Raw genomic sequence first — 22,365 nt, 5'->3', positions numbered from 1 at the left:
CATGAGTGCCCCCGAGCCTCCCCGTCCCGACCCTGACGCCTTGCTGGCCTTGGCCGCGAAGGAGGGGCGCGGCCGTCTCAAGGTCTTCCTGGGTGCCGCCCCTGGCGTGGGCAAGACCTTCGAGATGCTGGCCGAGGCCCATCGCCGTGCCGCCGGCGGCGAGGACGTGCTGATCGGCATTGTCGAGACCCATGGCCGGGCCGAGACCATCGCCCAGATCGGTGCCTTGCCGGTGCTGCCGCGTGCCACGCTCGGCCATCGCGGCCAGGTGCTGGAGGAGTTCGACCTGGACGCCGCCCTGGCCCGCCGCCCCGCCATTCTGCTGCTGGACGAGCTGGCGCACAGCAACGCCCCGGGCAGCCGCCACCCCAAGCGCTGGCAGGATGTGGAGGAGCTGCGCGCGGCCGGCATCGAGGTCTGGACGACCATGAATGTCCAGCATCTGGAAAGCCTGGGCGATGCCGTGGCGCGCATCACGGGGGTGCGCGTGGCGGAAACCGTGCCCGATGCCGTGCTGGCCGGTGCGGATGCGGTGGAACTGGTCGATATCCCGCCCGCCGAGTTGCTGGACCGGCTGAAACAGGGCCGCATCTATCGCCCCGATCAGGCCAAGCGCGCCATGCGCGGCTTTTTCCGGGAGGGCAATCTGGCCGCTCTGCGGGAGATGGCCCTGCGCCGCGTGGCGGAGCGCGTGGACGCCGACATCACCGGCTGGATGCGCGCCAACGCCATCGCGGGGCCCTGGCCCTCGGGCGACCGGGTGCTGGCGCTGATCGGCTCGGATGCGGCGGCCGAGAGCGTGGTGCGCCACGCCCGGCGCATCGCCGATGCGCTGCGCGCGCCGCTGATCGCGCTGCATGTGGAACAGCCCGGCCGGGCGGACCCGCTGGACCCCGGCCCGGCCCTGCGCCTGGCGGAAAGCCTGGGGGCGGAGGTGGAGACGGTGGCTGCGGGCAACATGCCAGGCGCCATCCTGGCCCATGCCCGCGCGCGCAACGCCACGCATCTGGTGATGGGGCGCGGCCGGCCGGCGCTGTGGCGGCGGCTGACGGGCCGCACGCTGTCGGCGCAGATGCTGCGCCGGGCGGAGGATTTCGTGCTGCACCTGGTGCCCCGCCCGGCCGCCGCCGCGCGCTCCCGGGCCCGGCCGCCGCGCGCGCCGGAATGGCTGGCCTGGCTGGCGGTGCCGGTGCTGGTGGCGCTGGCCACGCTGGTGGGGGTCGCCACCGATGGCAGCGTGCCGGAGGGTGCGCTGGGCATGGTCTATCTGGTGCCGATCGTGGTGGCGGCGGTGGGGTTCGGGCCCTGGCACGGGCTGCTGGCGGCGGCGCTGTCCTTCCTCAGCTGGAATTTCCTGTTCCTGCCGCCACGCTACACGCTGACCATCGCCGGGCCGCAGGATGTGGTGGGGGCGGTGGTGTTCGCGCTGGTGGCGCTGCTGCTGGCGGGCACCACGGGGCGGCTGGGGCGGTCGATGCGCATCACCCGCGCGCGGGTGGGCGCGCTGCGCCGCCTGCTGGAATTCAGCCGCCGCCTGGGCGGGCCGGGCGGCCTGCCGGAGCTGCTGCCGGCCGTGGCCCAGGAAGCGGCCCGCGCGGTGGGAGGCTCGGCCGTGGTGATTTTGCCCCTGCCGCCGCTCGGCCCCGATGACGGGCCGGAGCCCGTGGTGCGCGCCGCCGTGCCGGTGGAGGCCGAGCCCGACGAGGGCGCCATGGCCGCCGCCCGTTGGGCGCTGCGGCACGGCAAGCCCACCGGCACCGGTACGGACACGCTGCCGGATGCCGCCTGGCGCTTCCTGCCGATGCGCACCGCCCATGGGGTGGTGGGGCTGGTGGGCATCCGTCCGCCCGCGCCGGATGCGGAGCGCGAGCGCACCCTCTCGGCCCTGCTGGACCAGGCGGCGGTGGCGATCGAGCGCGCGCAGCTGATGGAGGAACAGGCCCGCGGCACCGCCCGGGCTGAGACCGAGCAGCTGCGCACCGCCCTGCTGACCTCCCTGGGCCATGACCTGCGCACGCCGCTGACGGCCATCCGCGGCGCCCTGGGCACGCTGCGCGAAAGCGGCGCGGCGCTGAGTGCGGCCACCCGCGACGATCTGCTGCTGACGGCGGAGGAGGAGACGGCGCGGCTGGCCCGCTACATCGCCAATATCCTGGACATGGTGCGGATCGAGAACGGCCAGGTGGTGCCCCGCCGCGAACCCACCGACATCCCCGAGGCCATCGAGGCCGCCGCCGGCAGGCTGGAACGCGTGACCGGCCGCACCATCACGCGGGAGGTACCGCCCCTGCCGCTGGCGCCGCTGGACCCCGCCTTGCTGGACCAGGTGCTGGGCAATGTGATGGACAATGCGCTGAAATTCTCGGGCCCGGGCGGCACGGTGCGGGTGCGCGCCTGGCGCGAGGGCCACGACCTGGCCATCGCGGTGGAGGATGACGGGCCGGGTATTCCCGCCGCCGACCTGCCGCGCATCTTCGACCCGTTCCACCGGGCTTCCCGCACCGACCGCATCGCCGCCGGCACCGGGCTGGGGCTGGCCATCTGCCGGGGGCTGGTGGCGGCCATGGGCGGGCGGATCGCGGCCGAAAGCCCGGCCTTCCCTGGCGGGGGCGGCACCCGCATCGTCATGAGGTTCCCCGTATGAGCGACCTGGCCCGGCCCCGCATCCTGGTGGTGGATGACGAACCGCAGATCCACCGCTTCCTGGCCCCCGCGCTGGAGGCCGCGGGCTACACCCCCCTGCGCGCCCTGACCGGTGCCGAGGGCCTGCGCCTGGCGGCCGAGCGCGCCCCCCGCGCCGTGCTGCTGGACCTCGGCCTGCCGGACATGGACGGCAAGGCGCTGCTGCCGCGCCTGCGTGGGTTCAGCGCGGCGCCGGTCATCGTGCTCTCGGCCCGCGACCGGGAGGAGGAGAAGGTGGCCGCCCTGGATGCCGGCGCCGACGACTATGTGGAAAAGCCCTTCGCCCTGGCGGAGCTGCTGGCACGGCTGCGGGCGGCGCTGCGCCGGGCCTCCGGCGCCGAGGCCCCGCCGGAGGTGATCCGCGCCGGCCCGCTGGAGGTGGACATGCCGCATCGCCTGGCCCGGGTGGATGGCGCGGTGCTGCACCTGACCCCGCGCGAATGGGATCTGCTGGCCGCGCTGGCGCGCGCCGGGCAGGGCAGGGTGGTGACGCAGCGGCAATTGCTGGCCGCCGTCTGGGGCCCCGCCCATGTGGAGGACACGCAGTATCTGCGCGTCTATATCGGCCAGCTGCGCCAGAAGCTGGGCGAGGCCGCCCGGCTGATCCGCACCGAGCCCGGGGTGGGGTATCGCTTCGGTGAGGCGGGTTAACCTTCAAGACTCATCAGGCTGGCATTGCCGCCCGCCGCGGCCGTATTGGTGCTGATGCTGCGCTCCAGCACCAGCGGGTCCAGCGGATAGGCGCCATCCGCGCCGGGCACCAGCAGGGGCAGGATGGGCCCCTCCAGTGCCGCCAGGCGCTGGTTCAGGGCGATCAGGGCCCCCGGCCCGGCGGCGGAGAGGATGGCGGCACCGGCCTCGCCCCGGGCGATCCAGCCGGGCAGTTCCACATCCAGCCCGGCCGGCACGACGGGGCGGTTGCCGGTGGCCAGGGCGGCGCCGATCTGCGCGATCGCCGCCGCCGCGTCCGGCCCCAGGCACAGCACGTCGCCGCGCGGAGTGGTCCGGTACTGGTTGCGCTCGCCCACCGGGCCGGGCAGGTCCAGCGCCACGCCCAGGGGGGTGGCGGCCAGCATCGCCTCGAAACCCGGCAGCGCCTGGGGGTGGTGGGCGGCCAGCCAGTCCCGCCAGGGGGTGTGGCTGGCTTGGCCGGGCAGCCCGGCATCCAGGGGGCGCGCCGCCAGCAGCCGCCGCAGATACAGCGGCCCGCCCGCCTTGGGCCCGGTGCCCGACAGCCCATGCCCGCCGAAGGGCTGCACGCCCACCACCGCCCCGATCAGGTTGCGGTTCACATAGGCATTGCCCGCCGCCGAGAGGCCGAGCGCGCGCTGGATCGTCTCCTCGATGCGGCTGTGCACGCCGAAGGTCAGCGCGTAGCCGGTGGCGTCGATGGCGCGCAGCAGGGCGTCCAGCCCCTCCCGCCGCCAGCGCACCACATGCAGCACGGGGCCGAACACCTCCGCCGTCAGGCGGGAGAGGTCGTCCAGCTCGATGATGGTGGGCGGCACGAAGCTGCCCTGGGCGCAGGCCTCGGGCAGCGGCGGCTGGTGCACCGGCAGCCCGGCGGCGCGCAGGCGCCCGATATGGGCCAGGATGGCATCCCGTGCCCCGGGCGTGATCACCGGGCCGATATCGGTGGCCAGATGCTCCGGGTTGCCCACCGCCAGCTCCGCCAGCGCGCCCTTCAGCATGGCCAGGATGCGGTCGGCCACATCCTCCTGCAGGCAGAGCACGCGGAGGGCCGAACAACGCTGCCCCGCGCTGTCGAAGGCGGAGGCGAGCACATCGCCCACCACCTGTTCCGCCAGCGCGGAGCTGTCCACCACCAGCGCGTTCTGCCCGCCGGTCTCGGCGATCAGCGGCACCGGGCGGCCATCGGGGTTCAGGCGCCGGGCCAGCTCCCGCTGGATCAGCCGCGCGACGGCGGTGGAGCCGGTGAAGACCACCCCGCACACCCGCGCATCGGCCACCAGCCGGGCGCCGACCTCGCCCAGCCCGGGCAGCAGGTGCAGGGCGGCCAGGGGCACCCCGGCCTCATGCAGGATGGCCAGGGCGGCGGCGGCGGTCAGGGGCGTTTCCTCGGCGGGTTTGGCCAGCACGGTGTTGCCCGCCGCCAGCGCCGCCGAGACCTGCCCCAGGAAGATCGCCAGCGGGAAATTCCAGGGCGAGATGCAGGCGATGGGCCCGAGCGGCACATGGCCCGCCCCGAACCCCCGGGCCTGCGACGCATAGTAGCGCAGGAAATCCACCGCCTCCCGTACCTCGGAGACGGCGTTGGGCAGGGATTTCCCGGCCTCCCGCACGATCAGCCCCAGCAGGGCGGGCATGCGCGCTTCCAGCAGGGCGGCGGCGCGGTCCAGGCAGGCGGCGCGCTCGGCGGGCGGGGTGGCGGACCAGGCGGGGAAGGCGGCCTCGGCACCGGCCAGGGCGGCCTCGATGGCGGCGGGCGCGGCATGGGCCACCTGGCCCACGATGTCGCGGTGGTCGGCGGGGTTGCGCACGGGCTGCCAGGGGCCATCCGTGCCGGCGCGCCAGTCCTGTGCGGCGCGCAGGGCGGGGGCCAGGGCGGCCAGCGTGGCCTCGCTGGCCAGGTCCAGCCCCCGGGCGCCGCCATGGGCCACGGTCTCGCGCGGCAGGGCGATGCGCGGATGCGGCGCGCCGCCACCCGCCGCCACCAGCGGCACCGGGTCGGCCGCGAGTTCCGCCACCGGCACCGCCGGGTCCTGGATGCGGTTCACGAAGGAGGAATTGGCCCCGTTTTCCAGCAGGCGCCGCACCAGATAGGCCAGCAGCGTCTCATGCGTGCCGACGGGGGCGTAGATGCGGCAGGGGCGGCCGAGCTTGTCCGGCCCCACCACCTCCTCGTACAGCGGCTCGCCCATGCCATGCAGGCACTGGAATTCGTATTGGCCGGGGTGGAAACCCTCGCCCGCCAGGGCGTGGATGGTGGCCAGCGTGCGGGCATTGTGGGTGGCGAATTGCGGGAACACCGCATCGGGTGCCGCCAGCAGCTTCCGCGCGCAGGCGATGTAGGAGACATCGGTGTGCGCCTTGCGGGTGAAGACCGGGAAATCCGCCAGCCCATCCACCTGCGCGCGCTTGATCTCGGCATCCCAATAGGCGCCCTTCACCAGCCGCACCATCAGCCGGTGGCCGCTGCGCCGCGCCAGCTCGATCACCCAATCCAGCACGAAGGGCGCGCGCTTCTGATAGGCCTGGACCACGAAGCCGATGCCCTTCCAGCCCGCCAGCGCCGGGTCCAGGCACAGCGCCTCCAGCAGGTCGAGCGAGAGTTCCAGCCGGTCGGCTTCCTCCGCGTCGATGTTCAGGCCGATGTCGTAGCGCCGGGCGAGCCCCGCCAGGGCGCGCAGGCGCGGCAGCAGCTCCGTCATCACCCGCCCGCGCTGGGCGCGGGAATAGCGCGGGTGCAGCGCCGACAGCTTGATGGAGATGCCCGGCCCCTCATAGGGCCCCAGCCCCGCCGCGGCCTGGCCGATCGCATGGATCGCGGCCTCGTAATCGGCGCAGTAGCGCGCGGCGTCCGCGGCGGTCGTCGCCGCTTCCCCCAGCATGTCGTAGGAATAGCGGAAGCCGCGCGCCTCCAGCCGCCGCGCGCGGGTCAGGGCCTCCATGATGGTCTGGCCGGTGACGAACTGCTCGCCCATCATCCGCATAGCCATGGCGACCCCCTGGCGGATCAGCGGCTCGCCGCCCTTGGCCACCAGCCGGGTCAGGGCCTGGGCCAGCCCTGCCTCGGCGGTGGTGGCGGTCAGCTTGCCGGTGATCACCAGCCCCCAGGTGGCCGCGTTCACGAACAGCGATGGCGAGTGCCCGACATGCCGCCGCCAGTCGCCGGGGGCGATCTTGTCGCGGATCAGCGCGTCGCGCGTCGCGGCATCGGGGATGCGCAGCAGGGCCTCGGCCAGGCACATCAGGGCCACGCCTTCCTGCGAGGAGAGCGAGTATTCGTGCACCAGCCCCTCCACCGGGCCGCGCGTGCCCTTGGCGCGCAGCGCGGTGACGAGGCGCGTGGCCAGCGCCGTGGCCTGGGCGGAGGTTTCGGCGGGCAGGGTGGCGGCCGCGATCAGGGGCGGCAGGCATTCGGGTTCGGGCGGGCGGCAGGCGGCGGTGATGCGCGCCCGCGACGGGGATTGCGGGGGCAGGGCTTCGGCGAAGGCGTCGAATGGCGGCATGGACCCTCGCTTAACGGGTGATGTGCCGAACAGGTTTCGTATCTTGACCCGATTTGCCGAATGTTTCCTGCTGCGTGGCACGATCCACCAGGAAAGGTTCGGCGATGGATGATACCGACAGGCGCCTGCTGCGGCTGCTGCAAAAGGATGGCCGCATGCCGAATGTGGAGCTGGCCCGCCAGGCCCATCTGAGCCAGGCCGCGACCAGCGAGCGGGTGCGCCGCCTGCAACGGGAGGGCATCATCGAGGGCTATGCCGTGCGGCTGAACCCCGCCCTGCTGGAGCGCGCGCTGCTGGTTTTCGTGGAGGTGACGTTGGATCGCACCAGCACCACCGTGTTCGAGGATTTCGCCGCCGCCGTGCGCCGCATCCCCGAAATCCAGGAATGCCACATGCTGGCCGGTGGCTTCGATTACCTGATCAAGGTGCGGGTGCGGGACATGGCGGCCTATCGCCGCTTCCTGGGCGACAGCCTGGTGAAGCTGCCGGGCATCCGCCAGACCCACACCTACACGGTGATGGAGGAGGTGAAGAACACCGCCGAGCTGCCGATCTGACGGCCTGTTCCGCCCAATATCCAGGCAAATGCCCGCCTGCGCGCCCGGCTGGCGCCCCGGACGCCTGCCGGCGCGGCAATCCTGGCGTTGACGATACGAAGGCGAACGAATACGTATACCGTCCACAACCTGCCGATACGCAGCCTGGAGCGACCGAGCCGATGCCCCTCCTGACCGGTGACGATTATCGCGAAAGCCTTCGTGACGGCCGCCAGGTCTGGATCTCCGGCGAACGGGTCACGGATGTGCCCAACCACCCGGCACTGAAGGGCATGGTCGATGCGGTGGCCCGCATCTACGACATGCACCATGACCCGCTCTACGCGGATCTCATGACCTTCGAGTTGCCCGAGGGCGGGCGCGGCGCGCGCATCTACCAGATCCCGACGACGCGGGAGGAGCTGTCCAAGCGCCGGCTGATCACGGCCGCCATCCTGGGCGACATCTGCCCCACCATGGACCGCTTCGGGGATGAGACGGTCACGCCGCTGTTCGTGCTGGCCAACCGCCAGCCGCTGCTGGACAAGTACGACACCCGCTATGCCAAGGCCGCGATGGGCTGGCTGCACCGGCTGCAGCGCGAGAACCTGTTCCTGACCAGCGGCAACACCGACCCCAAGGGCGACCGCTCGCTGCAGCCCTTCCAGCAGCACGACCTGGACATGAACACCCGGGTGGTGAAGGAAACCGACGCCGGCATCGTCATCCGCGGCGCCAAGTTCGAGACCGGCGCGCCCTATGGCCACATCGCTTTCATCAAGCCCACCGTCGGCGCCTGGGTGGAGGAGAACCGGGACTACGCGATCTCCTGCATCCTGCCGTTGAACGCGCCGGGGGTGCGGCACCTGTGCCGCGCGCCGCTGTCGCGCCACGGCGACGCTTTCGACCCCTTCGACCAGCCGCTGGGCGCGCGCTTCGATGAGCTGGACACGTTGATCGTCATGGATGACGTGTTCATCCCGTGGGAGAATGTGCTGTTCAGCCGCCAGCCGGAGCTCGCCGCCCTGCTGCGCAGCGAGTTCAGCCGCTGGTCCGCCCAGGCCTATCTGGCGCGCTGCCAGGCCAAGGCCGACCTGCTGGTGGGCGCGGCCCTGCTGGCAGCCGAGCAGGCGGGCACCATCAAGCTGCCGCCGGTGCGCAGCCGCATCAGCCAGCTGATGGTCTTCAAGGCCACGATCGACGCCTATCTGCTGGGTGCGGAGGCCGCCTGCGAGACCACCGAGGCCGGCTTCATCATGCCCAACCAGGCGATCCAGAATGCCGGGCGCGTCTATTGCTCGATGAACTACTCGCCCATGGTGAACCTGCTGCGCGACATCGCCGGCGGCACGCCCGTGATGCTGCCCGACCGCGCCATGCTGGAAAGCCCGGAAACCGCGCCCGACATCGAGAAGTATTTCCGCGTGGGCAACCACTCGGCCGAAACCCGGCTGCGCACCCTGGCCCTGCTGAACGACCTGACGGCCTCGCCCTATGCCGGGCGGGCCCAGGCGTACCAGATGTTCGCCGAAACCCCGGTGCACGCGCAGGAAGCCGCGCTGTTCGCCACCTTCGACCGGGACGGCGCCATCGCCCGCGCCCGCGCCGTGGCCGGGCTGGAGGCCGCCTGATGCAGCCTTCCGGCCTGGACGCCGACGACTGGCGCCTGCCCCCGGCCCGCAATGCCGGGGAGCTGGTGTTCGAGCAGCTGCGCCGCCGCATCGTGGAGGGCGAGATCGGCCACGGCTCGCGCCTGAGCGAGGCCCATATCGCCGCGCGCATGGGCGTCAGCCGCACCCCGGTGCGCGAGGCGCTGACGCGCCTGCTGGCCGCCGGCCTGCTGCGCCCGGCCGAGCCCGCCGGCGTGATCGTGGTGGACCCGCTGGCGGATCTGGAGGAGCTGGTCATGACGCGAGAGGCGCTGGAGGGCTGCGCCGCCCGCCTGGCCGCCACCCGCGCCACGCCGGAACAGGCCGCCCGCATCGCGGCGCTGGCGGAGGAAAGCAAGCGCCGCGACCCCTCCGAGCTCGATCTTCGGATCGAGCTGAACGCGGCCTTCCACGACGCCGTGCTGGCCGCCGCCCATTCCCCGCGCCTGACCGCGCTGGCCGAGAGCTATCGCATGTTCTTCGCCAGCCCGCGGCTGATGCGGCTGATGACGGCCGACGAGACGCAGCTGGCGCTGGACGACCACAGCAGCATCGCCGCCGCCATCGCCTCCGGCGACGGGCCGCAGGCCGAACAGATCGCGCGGCGCCACTTGCGCAACGCCTATGCCCGCAGCCTCGCGGCCGCGACGACACCCGCCACCGGGCCAAACCCCCGGGGCTAACGAAAAGACTACGAGGACACACCGCACACGAGACCCTTTCACCGACCGCAGAAGGAGAGTTTCGTGGCTGAATTCATCATGGGGCGGCGTCACCTGTTGGGCGCCTCCGGGGGTCTGCTGGCGGCGCCGTCGCTGGCGCGTGCCCAGGCGCGCGACATCACCATCCAGATCTGGGGCACCACCTGGACCTCCTCCGTCCGCACGGTCGCCCAGCGGTTCGAGGCGGCGACGGGCATCAAGGTGAACGCCGTCACCCAGGCGACCTCGGGTGAGGGGCTGGTGCGGCTGCAGAGCATGCGCGCGGCCCCCACCATCGACGTGTGGTTCACCACCGCCTCGGTGGCCGAGCGCGCGAAGACCGACGCGCAGCTGTTCCTGCCGCTGCCCATGGCCGCCATCTCCAACGCCGCGCAGATCGAGGCGGGCGCGCGGGCCAGCCATTGGCTGGGCGTGTATTTCTACCAGCTCGGCATCGTCTGGCGCACGGACCAGGTGCGGGAGCCGATCGCCTCCTGGCAGGATCTGTGGGCGCCGCGCTTCGCGCAGAAGCTGGGCGTGCCGACCATGAACAGCTACCAGGCGCGCATGCTGCTGGTGGCGGCCACGCTGAACGGCGGCGGCATCGCCAATGTGGAGCCGGGCTTCGAGGCGCTGAAGCGGCTGAAGCCCAATGTGGTCACCTGGTATTCCTCCGACACCACGGCCCGCCAGGCGCTGGCGCAGGGCGAACTGGCGGTGCTGGTGGCGCCCCCGGCCGCGCTGAAGCGCGTGACCGATGCCGGCGTGCAGGCCCGCATGATCAGCCCCCCGCCCTCGCCCATGATGTATGATTCGATGATGCTGGTGAACACGCCCAAGCGTGAGGCCGCCGCCCGCTTCATCGACTTCTGCCTGAGCAAGGACATGCAGGACGTGATCGCCCAGGGCCAGGGCATGGGCCCGGTGCATCCGGGTGCCAGCACCCTGCCGGAGATCGCGGCCACCCTGCCCAAGCCCGAGGATCGCGTCAGCTACGACGACGACATCATCAACGCCAATATCGGCGCCTGGAATGAGCGCTTCAGCCGTGAGGTCGCCTCTTGATCGGTGAGAAGGAACCCGGCGGTATCTCCGCCGCCGGGTTGGAGGTTTCGGGCCTCACCAAGCATTACGGGGCCCATGCCGCCATCCAGCAGATCGGCTTTCGGCTGGAGCGCGGCGCGCTGCTGACGCTGCTCGGCCCCTCCGGCTGCGGCAAGACCACGCTGCTGCGCGCGATCGGGGGCTTCGTCGCGGCCGATGCCGGGCGCATCCTGGTGGAGGGGCAGGATATCGGCGCCCTGCCGCCGGAACGCCGGCCCACCGCCACCGTGTTCCAGGGCTATGCCCTGTTCCCGCACATGAGTGTGGCCGCCAATGTCGCCTATGGGCTGAAGATGCAGCGCATCCCCCGTGCCGAGATCGCGGGCCGCGTGCGCGATGCCCTGGCCGCCGTGCAGCTTTCCGCGATGGCGGAGCGCATGCCCTCCCAGCTCTCGGGCGGGCAGCAGCAGCGCGTGGCGCTGGCCCGCTGCCTGGTGGTGCGCCCGCGCATCCTGCTGCTGGACGAACCGTTTTCCGCCCTGGACCGCAACCTGCGTGAGGAAATGCAGGTGGAGCTGCGCAAGCTGCAGCAGCGGCTGGGCATCACCACCGTGGTCGTGACGCATGACCAGCAGGAGGCGTTCATCCTCTCGGATTGGGTGGCGGTGATGAATGCGGGGCGGCTGCACCAGTTCGACCGCCCGGCGGGGGTGTATGACGCCCCGGCCACGCGCTTCGTCGCCAGCTTCACCGGCATGACCAACCTGCTGGAAGGCCAGGCCGAGGGGCAGGAATTCGTCGTGCCCGGTATCGGCCGCTTTCCGCTGCCCGCGGCCGCGCCGCCCGGCTCGCTGCTGGGCCTGCGCCCCGGCGCGCTGCGGCTGGTGGAACCGGGCGACCCCGCGGCCTGCGCGGTGGGAGAGGTGGGTTTCGTCGCCATGACCGGCGCCGAGGCGCTGTGCGAGATCGCCTGCCCCGGCGGGGCCCTGCAGGTGGCGGTGCCGCGCCGCCCCGGCGCGCCGGTGACGGGCGCGCGCGTGGGCGTGGCGCTGGCCGAGCCCTCTCAGGCGGTGGTGCTGGCGGCATGAAGCGCAACCTTGTCGCCCTGCCGGCCATGGTGGTGCTGGCCGTGCTGGCCGGGGCCTATGGCAGTTTCTTCGCCACCGGGCTGCTGCGCCAGGTGCCGGGCACCGCCAGCGTGGCGGGGCCGCTGAGCCTGGACAACTACCTCCGCTTCCTGGCGGGCGGCGGGCAGGTGCCGGTCTTCCTGGACACGTTCGGCTTCGCGGTGCTGCTGACGCTGATCACGGCGCTGATCGGCTATCCGCTGGCCTATTTCATCGCGCGGACGGAAAGCCGCTTCCTGCGCGTGTTCTTCCTGGCGGTGCTGGTCGCCACCTTCCTGTCGGGCAGCGTGACGCGCGCCTATGGTTGGATGGTGATCCTGGGCAACCGGGGCCTGCTGAACAGCCTGCTGCTGAATGCCGGGCTGATCGAGCAGCCCTTCCGCATCCTGTACCGGCAATTGGGCGTGGGCATCGCGCTGGTGCATTTCCTGCTGCCCTTCTTCGTGCTGACGGTGGTGGGCGGCATCCGCAACGTGCCGCGCGCGCTGGAGGAAGCCTCCCGCGATCTGGGCTGCGGGCCCGCGCGCACCTTCATGCGGGTCACGCTGCCGCTGTCCCTGCCCGCGGTGGCGGAGGGGATGGCGCTGTCGCTGGCGCTGGCGCTCAGCGCCTTCCTGTTCCCGCTGATGCTGGGCGGCGGGCGGGTGCGGCTGGTGGCGAACTACATCTACGACCAGATCTTTGTGGCCTTCGACATTCCCTTCGCGGCGGTGGTCTCGGCGGGCTTTCTGGTGTGTTCCTGCGCGGCGCTGCTGGTGATGGCGGGGTTGCAGCGCCTGCTGCTGCGCCGCTTCGCCACCGGAGGCCTCACATGAGGCGCGGGCCGCTCGGGCGCGCCCTGTGGACGCTGTATCTGGCGCTGGTGATGGGCTTCCTGCTGGCGCCGGTGCTGTTCGTGGTGTTCTACAGCTTCAACGACGCGACGATGTTCCGCCTGCCGGTGGGCGCGCTGTCGCTGCGCTGGTACCGGGCCTTCTTCGATTCCGACCAGTTCCAGCCCGCCCTGCGCGCCACGCTGGTGATCGCGGCGATCGTGGTGCCCGCCACGCTGCTGGTGGCCCTGCCCACCGCGCATCTGATGGCGCGGGGCAAGGGTCAGGCGTGGCTCGGCGCCGCGCTGACCGCCCCGGTGGTGGTGCCCGGCGTGGTCACCGGCATCGCCTTTCTCGGCCTGTTCGGCATGCTGGGGGTGGGCGATGCGATGACGCGGCTGACCATCGGGCTTTCGGTGTTCTGCCTGCCCTTCTCGCTGCGCGCGCTGAACGCCAGCTATGCCGGGCTGGACCGCCGGCCGGAGGAAGCGGCGCGGGACCTCGGTGCCACGCCGCTGCGCGCCTATTGGGGCGTGACCCTGCCGCAGCTGAAGGCCGGGGTGCTGGCGGGCGCCATCTTCGCCTTCGTCGAGGCGACGGACAATTTCTCCATCGCCGTCTTCCTGGCCGACACCCGCACGAGAACCCTGCCCATCGCGGCCTATGAGCATGTCCGCGATTTCGATGACCCGACGGTCGCCGCCATGGCCACGGTGCTGACGCTGGTGGCGCTGGTCTTCGTGCTGGTGCTGGAAAAGGTCATCGGGCTGGAGAAACTGATCCGCCATGGTTGAGGAACGCCGCTCATGAGCAAGATGCACCTGGTCGCCTATCTGAAGACCGGGCCCACCGCCAGCTTCGCCAGCGGCTGGCGCCACCCCTCCGCCACGCTGGACGATCTGTTCGAGCCCTCGCGCTTCGAATACATGGCCAAGCTGCTGGAGGACGCGCGCTTCGACGCGGGCTTCTTCGCCGATGGCCTCGGCATCCCCGACGTGTATCGCAACACCTTCGCGGATTATGTCGGCCGCGGCGGGCAGGTCAGCCTGCTGGACCCGATGACGGTGCTGCCGATCATGGCGCGCGTGACATCCCGGCTGGGCCTGGGCGCCACGCTGTCCACCACCTTCAACAACCCCTATTGGCTGGCGCGGGGCCTGGCCTCGCTGGACCTGCTGAGCAAGGGGCGCGTGGCGTGGAACGTCGTCACCTCCAGCCACAATGCCGAGGCGCGCAACCACGGCTATGACGAGATGCCCGACAAGGCCATGCGCTATGACCGCGCGGAGGATGTCGTCGCCGCCTGCGCCGCGCTGTGGGATTGCTGGGAGGAGGACGCGCTGGTGCTGGACCGCGAGAGCGGGGTCTACGCCGACACCAGCAAGATCCATTACGCCGACTACAAGGGGCCATACGTCTCCACGCGCGGGCCGATGTCCATGCCGCGCAGCCCGCAGGGGCGGCCGGTGATCTTGCAGGCCGGGTCTTCCCCGCGCGGGCGGGATTTCGCGGCGAAATGGGCCGAGATGGTCTTCTGCTCCCCGGCCACCAAGGAAGCCTGCCTGGAATTCCGCGAGGACATGGTGAAGCGCCTGCGCGCCCATGGCCGGGCGCCCGAGGAATGCGTCATCCTGCCCTCCCTGTCGGTGGTGGTGGGAGAGACGGAATCGATCGCCATCGAGAAGAAGGAATTTCTGGAGTCCATCGTGGACCCGGAACTGGTGCTGGCCTCAAACTCCGCGCTGCTGGGCGTGGACTTGAGCGACATCGACAGCCCGGAGGCCGCCGACAAGGGGGCCGGCAGCGCGGGCGTGCAGGGCTCACGCGACCGCATGAAGCAGACGGCGGCCGCCCAGGGCATCAGCTATGCCCAGGCCGCCCGCAAGCCGCGCGGGCTGATCGCGGGCACGCCCGCCATGATCGCGGACATCATGGAGGACTGGTTCCGCTCCGGCGCCTGCGACGGCTTCGTGCTGCCGCCGGCCGTGTTTCCGCTGACCTATGAGGATTTCGGCCGCATGGTGGTCCCCGAATTGCAGAAGCGCGGCGTGTTCCGCCGCGAATACGCCGGCCGCACCCTGCGGGAAAACCTGCGCAACCCCGGCTGAGGAAGGCCCCGATGCTCGACAAGCCCGACACCACCATCGAGGACCGCGCGCCGCCGGCCTATGCCTGCGACACGGAATGGCAGGCGCGCGTGGACCTGGCCGCCTGCTATCGCCTGATCGCGCATTTCGGGATGGACGACACCATCTTCGGCCATGCCACGGTCCGCGTGCCCGGCAGCCCGAACGAGTTCCTGATCAACCCCTTCGGGGCGCTGTATTCGGAGATCACGGCCTCCTCCCTGGTGAAGATCGACCATGAGGGAAAATCGCTGGAATCCGGCAAGCCGGTGAACGCCGCGGGCTTCGTGATCCACAGCGCCATCCATGCCGCGCGGCCGGATGTGAACTGCGTGATCCACACCCACACCCGGGCGGGTGTCGCACTCTCCTGCCTGGAGGAAGGGGTGCTGCCGATCAACCAGTTCGCGCTCGAATTCGCGGACCACATCGGCTACCACGATTATGAAGGCATCGCGCTGAACCTGGCGGAGCGCGAGCGGCTGGTGGCCGATCTGGGCCCGCACTACGCGCTGGTGCTGCGCAACCATGGGCTGCTGACGGGCGGCTACACGGTGCCCGGCGCCTTCTACCTGTACTACTACCTGGAGCAGGCGGCCCGGGTGCAGATGGATGTGATGGCCTCCGGCGGGAAGATCATCACCCCGTCGCGGGAGGTGCAGTTGCACACCGCCAGCCAGTACAGCAGCCAGCGCAAGCCGAAGGAGACGGGCGTGCGCGCCTGGCCCGCCATGCTGCGCCTGCTGGACCGCGTGAACCCGGGCTATGCGGAATGATGTTTTGCCCTCGGACGCCGGGCCGCATTCGCGGCCTTGCGGAAAGCTGAAGCCATGACCTACTCGCTGGCGGGCCGCTGCGCCCGCACCGGGATGCTGGGCGGTGTCATCACCACCTCCTCCCCCGCCGTCGGCAGCCGCTGCCTGTTCGCCCGTGCCGGGGTGGGCGTGGTGCTGACGCAGAACCTGACCGACCCGCGCCTCGGCCCCCGTGGCCTGGCCCTGCTGGCCGAAGGCTGCGCCCCCGCCGAGACCATCGCCGCCCTGGTGGCCAGCACGCCGCACCACGCCATCCGCCAATTGGCGGTGCTGGCGCGCGATGGCGCCAGCGCGCATTTCTCGGGGGCGGGGATCACCTCCATCCTGGGTGCCGCGCAGGGTGCCGACAGCGTGGCCGTGGGCAATATCCTGAAGAACGACCAGGTGCCGGCCGCCATGGTCGCAGCCTTCGATGCCGACCCCGCGGCCCCGCTGCCCGAACGCCTGCTGGCGGCGCTGGATGCCGGCACGGCGGCGGGCGGCGAGATCCGGGAACTGGTCTCGGCCTCGCTGCTGGTGGTGGACCGTGAAAGCTTCCCCTACGCCGACCTGCGCGTGGACAGCGCCCCCGACCCCACCGCCGCGCTGCGGCGGCTGTGGGGCGAATACGCGCCGCTGGCCGACATGTATGTGGAGCGCGCGCTGGGGCGGGTGTGACCCCGCCCCCTGATGCTCAGGCGCCGCGCCGCACGTTCCAGAACAGCGGGAAGCCCTTCAGCATCCCCGTCAGGTCCGCGCGATAGGCCGTGGGCTGGTAGAAGGCGCCGAGCGGCAGGTAGGGCACTTCCTGGAAGCACAGCGCCTGCATCTCCCGGCAGATCGCCTGTTGCGCCGCCAGGTCCGGCGCCTGGAACCAGCGGTCGCGCAGCGCCTCCAGCCCCGGGCTGGTGGGCCAGCCGAAGGTGGCCGCCCGCCCGATGCCGCGCAGATAGGCCGCCGCCGCCGGGTTCACCCCGCTGACGCCCAGCGTGTAGTTCGCCCAGATGTGCCAGCCGCCCTGTTCCGCCGGCTGTTGGGAGGCCACGCGCTGCAGCACCGTGCCCCAGTCCAGCGCCTGATAGTCCAGGTTCAGCCCCACGCGGCGGAACATGTCGCCCGCCACCTCGCTGATCGCGTTCAGCGCCGCGAAATCGGTGGGCACGGGGAAGATGATGCGCTCCCCGCGATAGCCCGCCTGTTGCAGGGCGCGCTTCACCGCCTCGAAATCGCGCGGGCCGCGCAGGGCGCCGAGCCCTTCCTCGCTGGCCATGGGGGAGCCGGGGGTGAAGAAGCCCACATCCTCCCGCCAGCGGCTACGATCCTCGCCCGCCACGGCGATCATGTAGTCGGCCTGCTTGATCGCCCCCAGCAGCGCGCGGCGGATCGCCGGATTGTCGAAGGGCGGCAGCAGGTGGTTGAAGCGCAGCATGGGCAGGAAGCCGAAGGTGTCCAGCACCTCCACCTTCATGTCCCGCCTGCGTTGCAGCAGCGGCAGGAAGTCCGAGATGGGCTGGTCCCACCAGTCGATCTCGCCGCGTTGCAGGGCGGCGGCGGCGGTGGCGGCATCGGGGATGGTCAGCCACTCCACCCGGTCGAAATGCACGTGCTTGGGGCCCGAGAGGTAGCTCGGCGTGCCGCTGGGGCGCGGCACATAGCCGTCGAACCTCGCATAGACGGCGCGGGAGCCGGGCACGCGCTCATTGGCGACGAAGCGATAGGGGCCGCTGCCCACCATCTCCGTGATCTGCTGCAAGCCGTCGCGGCTGGCCAGGCGCTCCGGCATGATGACGCAAATGTTGGAGCCGGGCTTGCCCAGCACATCCGGCAGCAGCGGAAAGGGGCGCTTGAGGCGGAAGGCGATGGTGCGGTCGTCGGGCGCCGAGAGTTCATCGGTGGCGGCCATCAGCGAGGCGGCATAGGCATCGCGGGAGGCCCAGCGCCGGATGCTGGCCACGCAGTCGCGCGCGCGCACCGGCTCGCCGTCATGGAATTTCAGCCCCGGGCGCAGGGTCAGCTTCCACAGCAGCCCGTCATTCTCCACCACATGGCCCTCGACCATCTGCGGGTGGGCGCGCAGCTCCATATCCACGCCATACAGCGTGTCGAACACCAGCATTCCGTGGTTGCGGGTGACGAGGCCCGTGGTCTGCACCGGGTCCAGCAAAGCCAGGTCCGCCTGCGGGACGAATTTCAGCACGCGCTGGTTCTGCGCGCTGGCCAGGGCGGGGCCGGCCATGGCGCCGGCGGAGCCCAGAAGGGTGCGGCGCCCGATCATGCCACCGCCTCCGTGGCCAGGACGGAGACGGGCGGGCGGTGCTGCGCCCAGGGCCGCGCGGCCTCGAAGGCGGCGGAGGCCTGGAGCACGCCCAGATCGTCGAACCGCCGGCCCACCACCTGCAACCCCACTGGCAGGCCGGCCGGGGTGAAGCCGCAGGGCAGGCTGGCCGCCGGATTGCCCGAGAAGTTGAACGGATAGGAGAATTCCGCCCACATCAGCCAATCCCACGGGTGCTGCGGCCAGTCCTCCGGCTGCAACAGATGCGCGGGGAAGGCGGCGGTGCTGACGGCGGGCGTCAGCAGGAAGTCGTAGTCGGCGAAGAAACGGTGGATCGCCTCCACATACTCCAGCTTGCGGGCGCGCATCACATGGTACTGCTCGGCGCCGAAGCCGCGGCCCGCCTCCATCATGGCGACCAAGCCGGGGTCCATCTTCTCGCGCCAGGTGTCCAGATACAGGTTGGCGCGGGCCAGATAGCCGGCGGGCCAGAAGAAGCGCGCGAGTTCCGGCCCCTGCGTGCCCCAGGCGGGGGTCACCAGCTCCACCGTCGCGCCCATGTCCTCGAAGGCGGTCACGGCCTGGGCGACCAGCGCCGCCACATCCGCATCGACGCGGGCATGGCCCAGGTCGGGGCTGTAGGCGATGCGCTTGCCGCGCATGTCGGCCTTCAGCAGCGCCGGGTAATCGGCGGGCGGGGTCTCGCAGGAGGTATGGTCCCAGGGGTGGGGCCCCGCCATCGCCTTCAGCATCATCGCGCCGTCCAGCACGGTGCGGGTCAGCGGGCCCATATGGGTGGCGTAGTCGTTGTTGGGCACGGGCCAGTAGGGGATGCGGCCATAGGTCGGCTTCATGCCGAACACGCCGCAGAAATGCGCGGGCATCCGCACCGAGCCCCCGCCATCCGAGCCCAGGTGCAGCGGCCCATACCCCGCCGCCGCCCCCGCCGCCGCCCCGGCCGAGGACGCGCCCGCATTGTAGCCGTGCTTCCACGGGTTGTGGGTGATGCCGTTCAGCGTGCTCTGGCTGACGCCCTTCCAGCCGAATTCCGGCACGGTGGTCTTGCCCAGCGTGATGGTGCCCGCCGCGTGCAGGCGGGCGATGCAGGGGGCGTCCTCGGTGGGCACCCAATCCTTGGTGGCCAGCGACCCGCCGCCGGTGACCAGCCCCTTGGTCGGGTGCATGTCCTTCAGCGTGACGGGCACGCCCTCCAGCGGGCGGGGGGTGCCGCCGGGGGCATAGGCGGCCTCGGCCGCGCGGGCCTGGGCCAGCGCCAGCTCCGGCGTCAGCATCGTGATCGCGTTGATCTTGGGGTCCAGCGCCTCGATGCGCGCCAGCAGCGCCTGTGTCACCTCCACCGGCGACAGGTCGCGCGCCGCGTAGGCGCGCTGCAATTCCGCGGCCGGCATGAAGCCGAGCTCGTCACTCACCATTCCCAACACCTCCTCAGGTGCTGGCAATTCCTTCCCCGTGGGCCCGGAGATTGCGGCCCCCGCCGGGTGGTGCCAGCGTGTTGCAAAGCCGATCAGGACCTCGTGGATTGAATAAGAAGACGCAGCGTTCCGTAAGTCAATCGCAATCCGCGCCGCCTGTCGCCGGCCGTCCGGGCCGGCCGCGCAACCCGGCCGTGGATGTCGCCATCCTGGCCGCCGCGCGGGAATTGCTGGCCGAGCTCGGCTGCGGCGGCTTCACCATGGAGGGGGTGGCGGCCCGCGCGGGGGTGGGCAAGCAGACGCTGTACCGCCGCTGGCCGTCCCGCGCCGAGCTGATGATCGACCTGTACTACATGGACGAGCTGAGCGACCCCGACGGCGAGCAGCCCGGCCTGCCGGTGGAGCAGGCGCTGGGCGCCTGGCTGGATGCCAGCATCCAGCGGCTGTACCGGCCCTGGAACCAGAACCTGTTGCGCAGCCTGGCCGTGACCGCGCAGGACGACCTGGCGCTGCGGGCGGTGATGCTGGCGCGCATCACCCATCCCCGGCTGGAGATGGGCCGCCGCATCCTGCGCCGTCTGCGGGCGGAGGGGCAGGTGCGCCTGGACCTGGACATCGAACTGGCGGTGGAGATGGCTTCCGGCGCCATCTGGTTCCACCTGCTGTTCATGCCGGAGACGATCGCGCCCGCGCTGCGCGACCGCCTGCTGCGGGAGATGCTGGCGATGGTCACCCCGCGTTGAGCGTGGTGAGCCACTGCCCTGTCAGCGCGCTGTCCATCCGCGACAGGCCATGGCCCAGCGGCAGTTCCTGATGGGTCACGGCCGCGCCGTCCGCGCGCAGCAGCGCGGCCAGCCGGGCGCTGTTCGCGGCGGGCACGATCGGGTCCGACACGCCCGACAGCAGCAACACCGGCGTGCCCGAGAGATCAGCCGCGGGCGGCTGGGCGAAGGGCACCATCGCCCGCAGCAGCGCGGCGCCCGCCAGCAGGCCGGGGTGGCGCAGCAGCAGGGCGGCCGCGATGTTGGCGCCGTTGGAAAACCCCAGCGCCACCGGCGCCGCCAGGCCATGGCGCGCTCGGGCGGCGCGGATGAATCCGGCCAACTCATCGCTGCGCAGGCGCAGGTCGTCCTCGTCGAACACCCCCTCCGCCAGGCGGCGGAAGAAGCGCGGCATGCCGTGTTCCAGCACCCGGCCGCGCGGCGAGAGCAGCGCCGCCCCCGGCGCCACCAGCCGGCCGAGCGGCAGCAGGTCCCGCTCATCCCCGCCGGTGCCGTGCAGCAGCAGCAGGGGCGGGCGGGCGGCATCGGTGCCGGGTTCGTACACATGGATGAAATCGGTGGTCATGGGGCGTCCTCCGCGGGCCGCGCCGGCGGCCCGCCATGACGGTTCAGGCAAGGGCGGGCAGCGCCGCCTCGATCTGCGCGCGGTGCCCTTCGAGGAAGGCCGGCAGCTTCAGCGCGGCGCCCAGGCTCTCCGCCGGTTCATCCACGGCGAAGCCCGGGATGTCGGTCGCGATCTCGAACAGCACGTGCCCCGGCTCCCGGAAATAGACCGAGCGGAAGTAGTCGCGGTTCTTCTGCTCCGTGGTGCGCAGGCCGTGATTGGCCATCAGCTTGCGCGCCATCTCCATCTCCTCCGCGTCGTCGGCGGCGCGGAAGGCCAGGTGGTGCACCGAGCCGCGCCCCAGCCGCGCCGGCAGGAAGCCGCCCACCGCCCGCAGATCCACGATGCCGCCGAGCGTGGTGCCCGGCACGGCATAGCGGGTGGTGTCGCCCTCCCTCGCCACTTCCTGGAAGCCGAACACATCGGTCAGGATGGCGCCGGTCGCCTCGGTCTTCTCCAGCATCAGGCTGACGCTGTGGAAGCCGCGGATGGCGTGCTCCACGGGCACCTCGCCGCCGGCCCAGGCGGGCTCGGCCTCGATGCCGGGGATGCCCAGCAGCGCCAGGCGCAGCCCGTCCGGGTCGCGGAAGCGCAGCAGCGTCTCACCGAAGCGGGTTTCGCGTTCCAGATCGTGGCCCAGCAGGCGGGCGGTCCAGTAGCCGATGGCGGCCTGGGGGATGCGGAACACCGTCTCCTGCAGCTCTCCCACCCCGGCGCGGCCGGGGGCCGCGTGCTCCCATGGGAAGAAGGTCAGGATGGTGCCCGGGCTGCCGGCCGCGTCGCCGTAGTAGAAGTGATAGGCGCCCGGATCGTCGAAATTCACCGTCTTCTTCACCAGCCGCAGGCCCAGCACCCGGGTGTAGAAATCCAGGTTCTGCTGCGCCTTGCCGGCGATGGCGGTGACGTGGTGGATGCCGTGGGTGGTCATGATCGCAATCTCCTGAAGGGCAGCCTCGCTGCGCCGATGGCCATAGGAATTGGCTGCCGGCGCCCGGAAAGCCAGCGCAATCCGATTGCATGGATGCAATGGAAGTCTTGCTGTATCGGCCGTGGAATTGCGCGAAAGCGTGGCTCATTCTCCGCCCCAGCATGATCGCCGCCCCATTCCGGGACGGGATCCCGAACCGGAGAATTCCCATGATCGACCTTCGCCTCGCCCCCTATGCCCTGTTGCTGCTGCGCCTTTCGCTGGGGGTGATGTTCATCGCCCATGCCTGGCTGAAGATCGCGGTCTTCACCGTGCCCGGCTTCGCCGCCTTCATGGCGCAGGTGGGCTTTCCCTCCGCCCTGGCCTGGCCGGTGGTGCTGGCCGAGCTGATCGGCGGTGTCGCCATCCTGCTGGGCCTGTATGCCCGGGCCGTGGCGGTCGTGATGCTGCCGGTGCTGGGCGGCGCGCTGCTGGTGCATATCGGCAATGGCTGGGTGTTCAACGCGCCCAATGGCGGCTGGGAATATCCGGCCTTCCTGATCGTGGGCGCGGTGGTGCAGGCCCTGGCCGGCGACGGCGCGCTGGCGCTGCGCCGCACCCCGGTGCCGGTGCTGGGCGGCCCTGTGGCCGTCTGAACCGGCCCGGTTCCGGCACGCCCCTTTGGGGCGCTAACATCCGG

The 22,365-nt window shown here is 71.5% G+C and carries 19 protein-coding genes; 14 read left to right on the top strand and 5 right to left on the bottom strand.

All coding sequences use genetic code 11. From position 1 onward, the window contains the following. Position 1 precedes the first annotated feature (1 nt). Positions 2-2,644 (top strand): sensor histidine kinase, encoded by a 2,643-nt coding sequence (locus GT007_RS15240; RefSeq protein ID WP_160122486.1) that lies wholly within the window; start codon positions 2-4, stop codon positions 2,642-2,644. Next, positions 2,641-3,333, top strand: a complete 693-nt coding sequence (locus GT007_RS15235) for a response regulator (RefSeq protein WP_160122485.1) — start codon at positions 2,641-2,643, stop codon at positions 3,331-3,333. The genes GT007_RS15240 and GT007_RS15235 overlap by 4 nt, the downstream gene beginning before the upstream one ends. Here GT007_RS15235 and putA read toward each other — a convergent pair. Then, on the bottom strand, positions 3,330-6,875 hold the full coding sequence (putA, locus tag GT007_RS15230; protein WP_160122484.1) for a trifunctional transcriptional regulator/proline dehydrogenase/L-glutamate gamma-semialdehyde dehydrogenase: 3,546 nt from the start codon (positions 6,873-6,875) through the stop codon (positions 3,330-3,332). The two genes, GT007_RS15235 and putA, sit on opposite strands and share 4 nt — an antisense overlap. 104 nt (positions 6,876-6,979) lie before the next feature. Here putA and GT007_RS15225 point away from each other — a divergent pair, with 104 nt between their 5' ends. The 10 genes from GT007_RS15225 (at position 6,980) to GT007_RS15180 (ending at position 16,342) form a co-directional block, all read left to right on the top strand. Further along, positions 6,980-7,432, top strand: coding sequence for an Lrp/AsnC ligand binding domain-containing protein (locus GT007_RS15225; protein WP_160122483.1), 453 nt, complete (start codon positions 6,980-6,982; stop codon positions 7,430-7,432). Between the two features lie 161 nt (positions 7,433-7,593). After that, a complete protein-coding gene (locus GT007_RS15220; RefSeq protein ID WP_160122482.1) occupies positions 7,594-9,042 on the top strand; it encodes a 4-hydroxyphenylacetate 3-hydroxylase family protein in 1,449 nt (482 codons plus the stop codon). Then, on the top strand, positions 9,042-9,743 hold the full coding sequence (locus GT007_RS15215; RefSeq protein WP_160122481.1) for a GntR family transcriptional regulator: 702 nt from the start codon (positions 9,042-9,044) through the stop codon (positions 9,741-9,743). The genes GT007_RS15220 and GT007_RS15215 overlap by 1 nt, the downstream gene beginning before the upstream one ends. A 63-nt stretch (positions 9,744-9,806) precedes the next feature. Then, complete coding sequence (locus tag GT007_RS15210) at positions 9,807-10,826, top strand: ABC transporter substrate-binding protein (RefSeq protein ID WP_160122480.1); 1,020 nt, start codon at positions 9,807-9,809, stop codon at positions 10,824-10,826. Then, positions 10,823-11,893 (top strand): ABC transporter ATP-binding protein, encoded by a 1,071-nt coding sequence (locus tag GT007_RS15205; protein ID WP_160122479.1) that lies wholly within the window; start codon positions 10,823-10,825, stop codon positions 11,891-11,893. The genes GT007_RS15210 and GT007_RS15205 overlap by 4 nt, the downstream gene beginning before the upstream one ends. Further along, on the top strand, positions 11,890-12,747 hold the full coding sequence (locus GT007_RS15200) for an ABC transporter permease (protein WP_160122478.1): 858 nt from the start codon (positions 11,890-11,892) through the stop codon (positions 12,745-12,747). Before GT007_RS15205 ends, GT007_RS15200 begins: the two co-directional genes overlap by 4 nt. Further along, positions 12,744-13,538, top strand: a complete 795-nt coding sequence (locus GT007_RS15195) for an ABC transporter permease (RefSeq protein ID WP_160122477.1) — start codon at positions 12,744-12,746, stop codon at positions 13,536-13,538. The genes GT007_RS15200 and GT007_RS15195 overlap by 4 nt, the downstream gene beginning before the upstream one ends. A gap of 12 nt (positions 13,539-13,550) precedes the next feature. Beyond that, positions 13,551-14,852: an NtaA/DmoA family FMN-dependent monooxygenase gene (locus tag GT007_RS15190; RefSeq protein WP_160122476.1), complete on the top strand. Its 1,302-nt coding sequence runs from the start codon at positions 13,551-13,553 to the stop codon at positions 14,850-14,852. Positions 14,853-14,863: 11 nt separating this feature from the next. After that, positions 14,864-15,646, top strand: a complete 783-nt coding sequence (locus tag GT007_RS15185; protein WP_160122475.1) for a class II aldolase/adducin family protein — start codon at positions 14,864-14,866, stop codon at positions 15,644-15,646. 54 nt (positions 15,647-15,700) lie between these two features. Continuing rightward, entirely contained in the window at positions 15,701-16,342 is a 642-nt protein-coding gene (locus tag GT007_RS15180; protein WP_160122474.1) for a DUF1028 domain-containing protein, read from the top strand. Positions 16,343-16,358: 16 nt separating this feature from the next. Here the strand turns inward: GT007_RS15180 and GT007_RS15175 are convergent, their stop codons facing one another. Further along, positions 16,359-17,939: an ABC transporter substrate-binding protein gene (locus GT007_RS15175; protein ID WP_160122473.1), complete on the bottom strand. Its 1,581-nt coding sequence runs from the start codon at positions 17,937-17,939 to the stop codon at positions 16,359-16,361. Next, a complete protein-coding gene (locus tag GT007_RS15170; protein WP_160122472.1) occupies positions 17,936-19,372 on the bottom strand; it encodes an amidase in 1,437 nt (478 codons plus the stop codon). Before GT007_RS15170 ends, GT007_RS15175 begins: the two co-directional genes overlap by 4 nt. A gap of 107 nt (positions 19,373-19,479) precedes the next feature. Here GT007_RS15170 and GT007_RS15165 point away from each other — a divergent pair, with 107 nt between their 5' ends. Further along, positions 19,480-20,115, top strand: coding sequence for a TetR/AcrR family transcriptional regulator (locus GT007_RS15165; RefSeq protein ID WP_160122471.1), 636 nt, complete (start codon positions 19,480-19,482; stop codon positions 20,113-20,115). Here the strand turns inward: GT007_RS15165 and GT007_RS15160 are convergent. Together GT007_RS15160 and GT007_RS15155 are read right to left on the bottom strand one after the other, a co-directional pair. Then, positions 20,102-20,719, bottom strand: a complete 618-nt coding sequence (locus GT007_RS15160) for an alpha/beta hydrolase (protein WP_160122469.1) — start codon at positions 20,717-20,719, stop codon at positions 20,102-20,104. The genes GT007_RS15165 and GT007_RS15160 overlap by 14 nt on opposite strands. A 43-nt stretch (positions 20,720-20,762) precedes the next feature. Continuing rightward, positions 20,763-21,686, bottom strand: a complete 924-nt coding sequence (locus GT007_RS15155) for a ring-cleaving dioxygenase (RefSeq protein ID WP_160122468.1) — start codon at positions 21,684-21,686, stop codon at positions 20,763-20,765. A 209-nt stretch (positions 21,687-21,895) separates the two neighbouring features. Here GT007_RS15155 and GT007_RS15150 point away from each other — a divergent pair, with 209 nt between their 5' ends. Beyond that, a complete protein-coding gene (locus tag GT007_RS15150; RefSeq protein ID WP_160122467.1) occupies positions 21,896-22,321 on the top strand; it encodes a DoxX family protein in 426 nt (141 codons plus the stop codon). The last annotated feature ends 44 nt before the right edge of the window (positions 22,322-22,365 follow it).

It is taken from the genome of Rhodovarius lipocyclicus (genome assembly GCF_009900765.1).
Lineage (GTDB): Bacteria > Pseudomonadota > Alphaproteobacteria > Acetobacterales > Acetobacteraceae > Rhodovarius > Rhodovarius lipocyclicus.
This window is presented reverse-complemented; position numbering and strand designations above follow the sequence as displayed.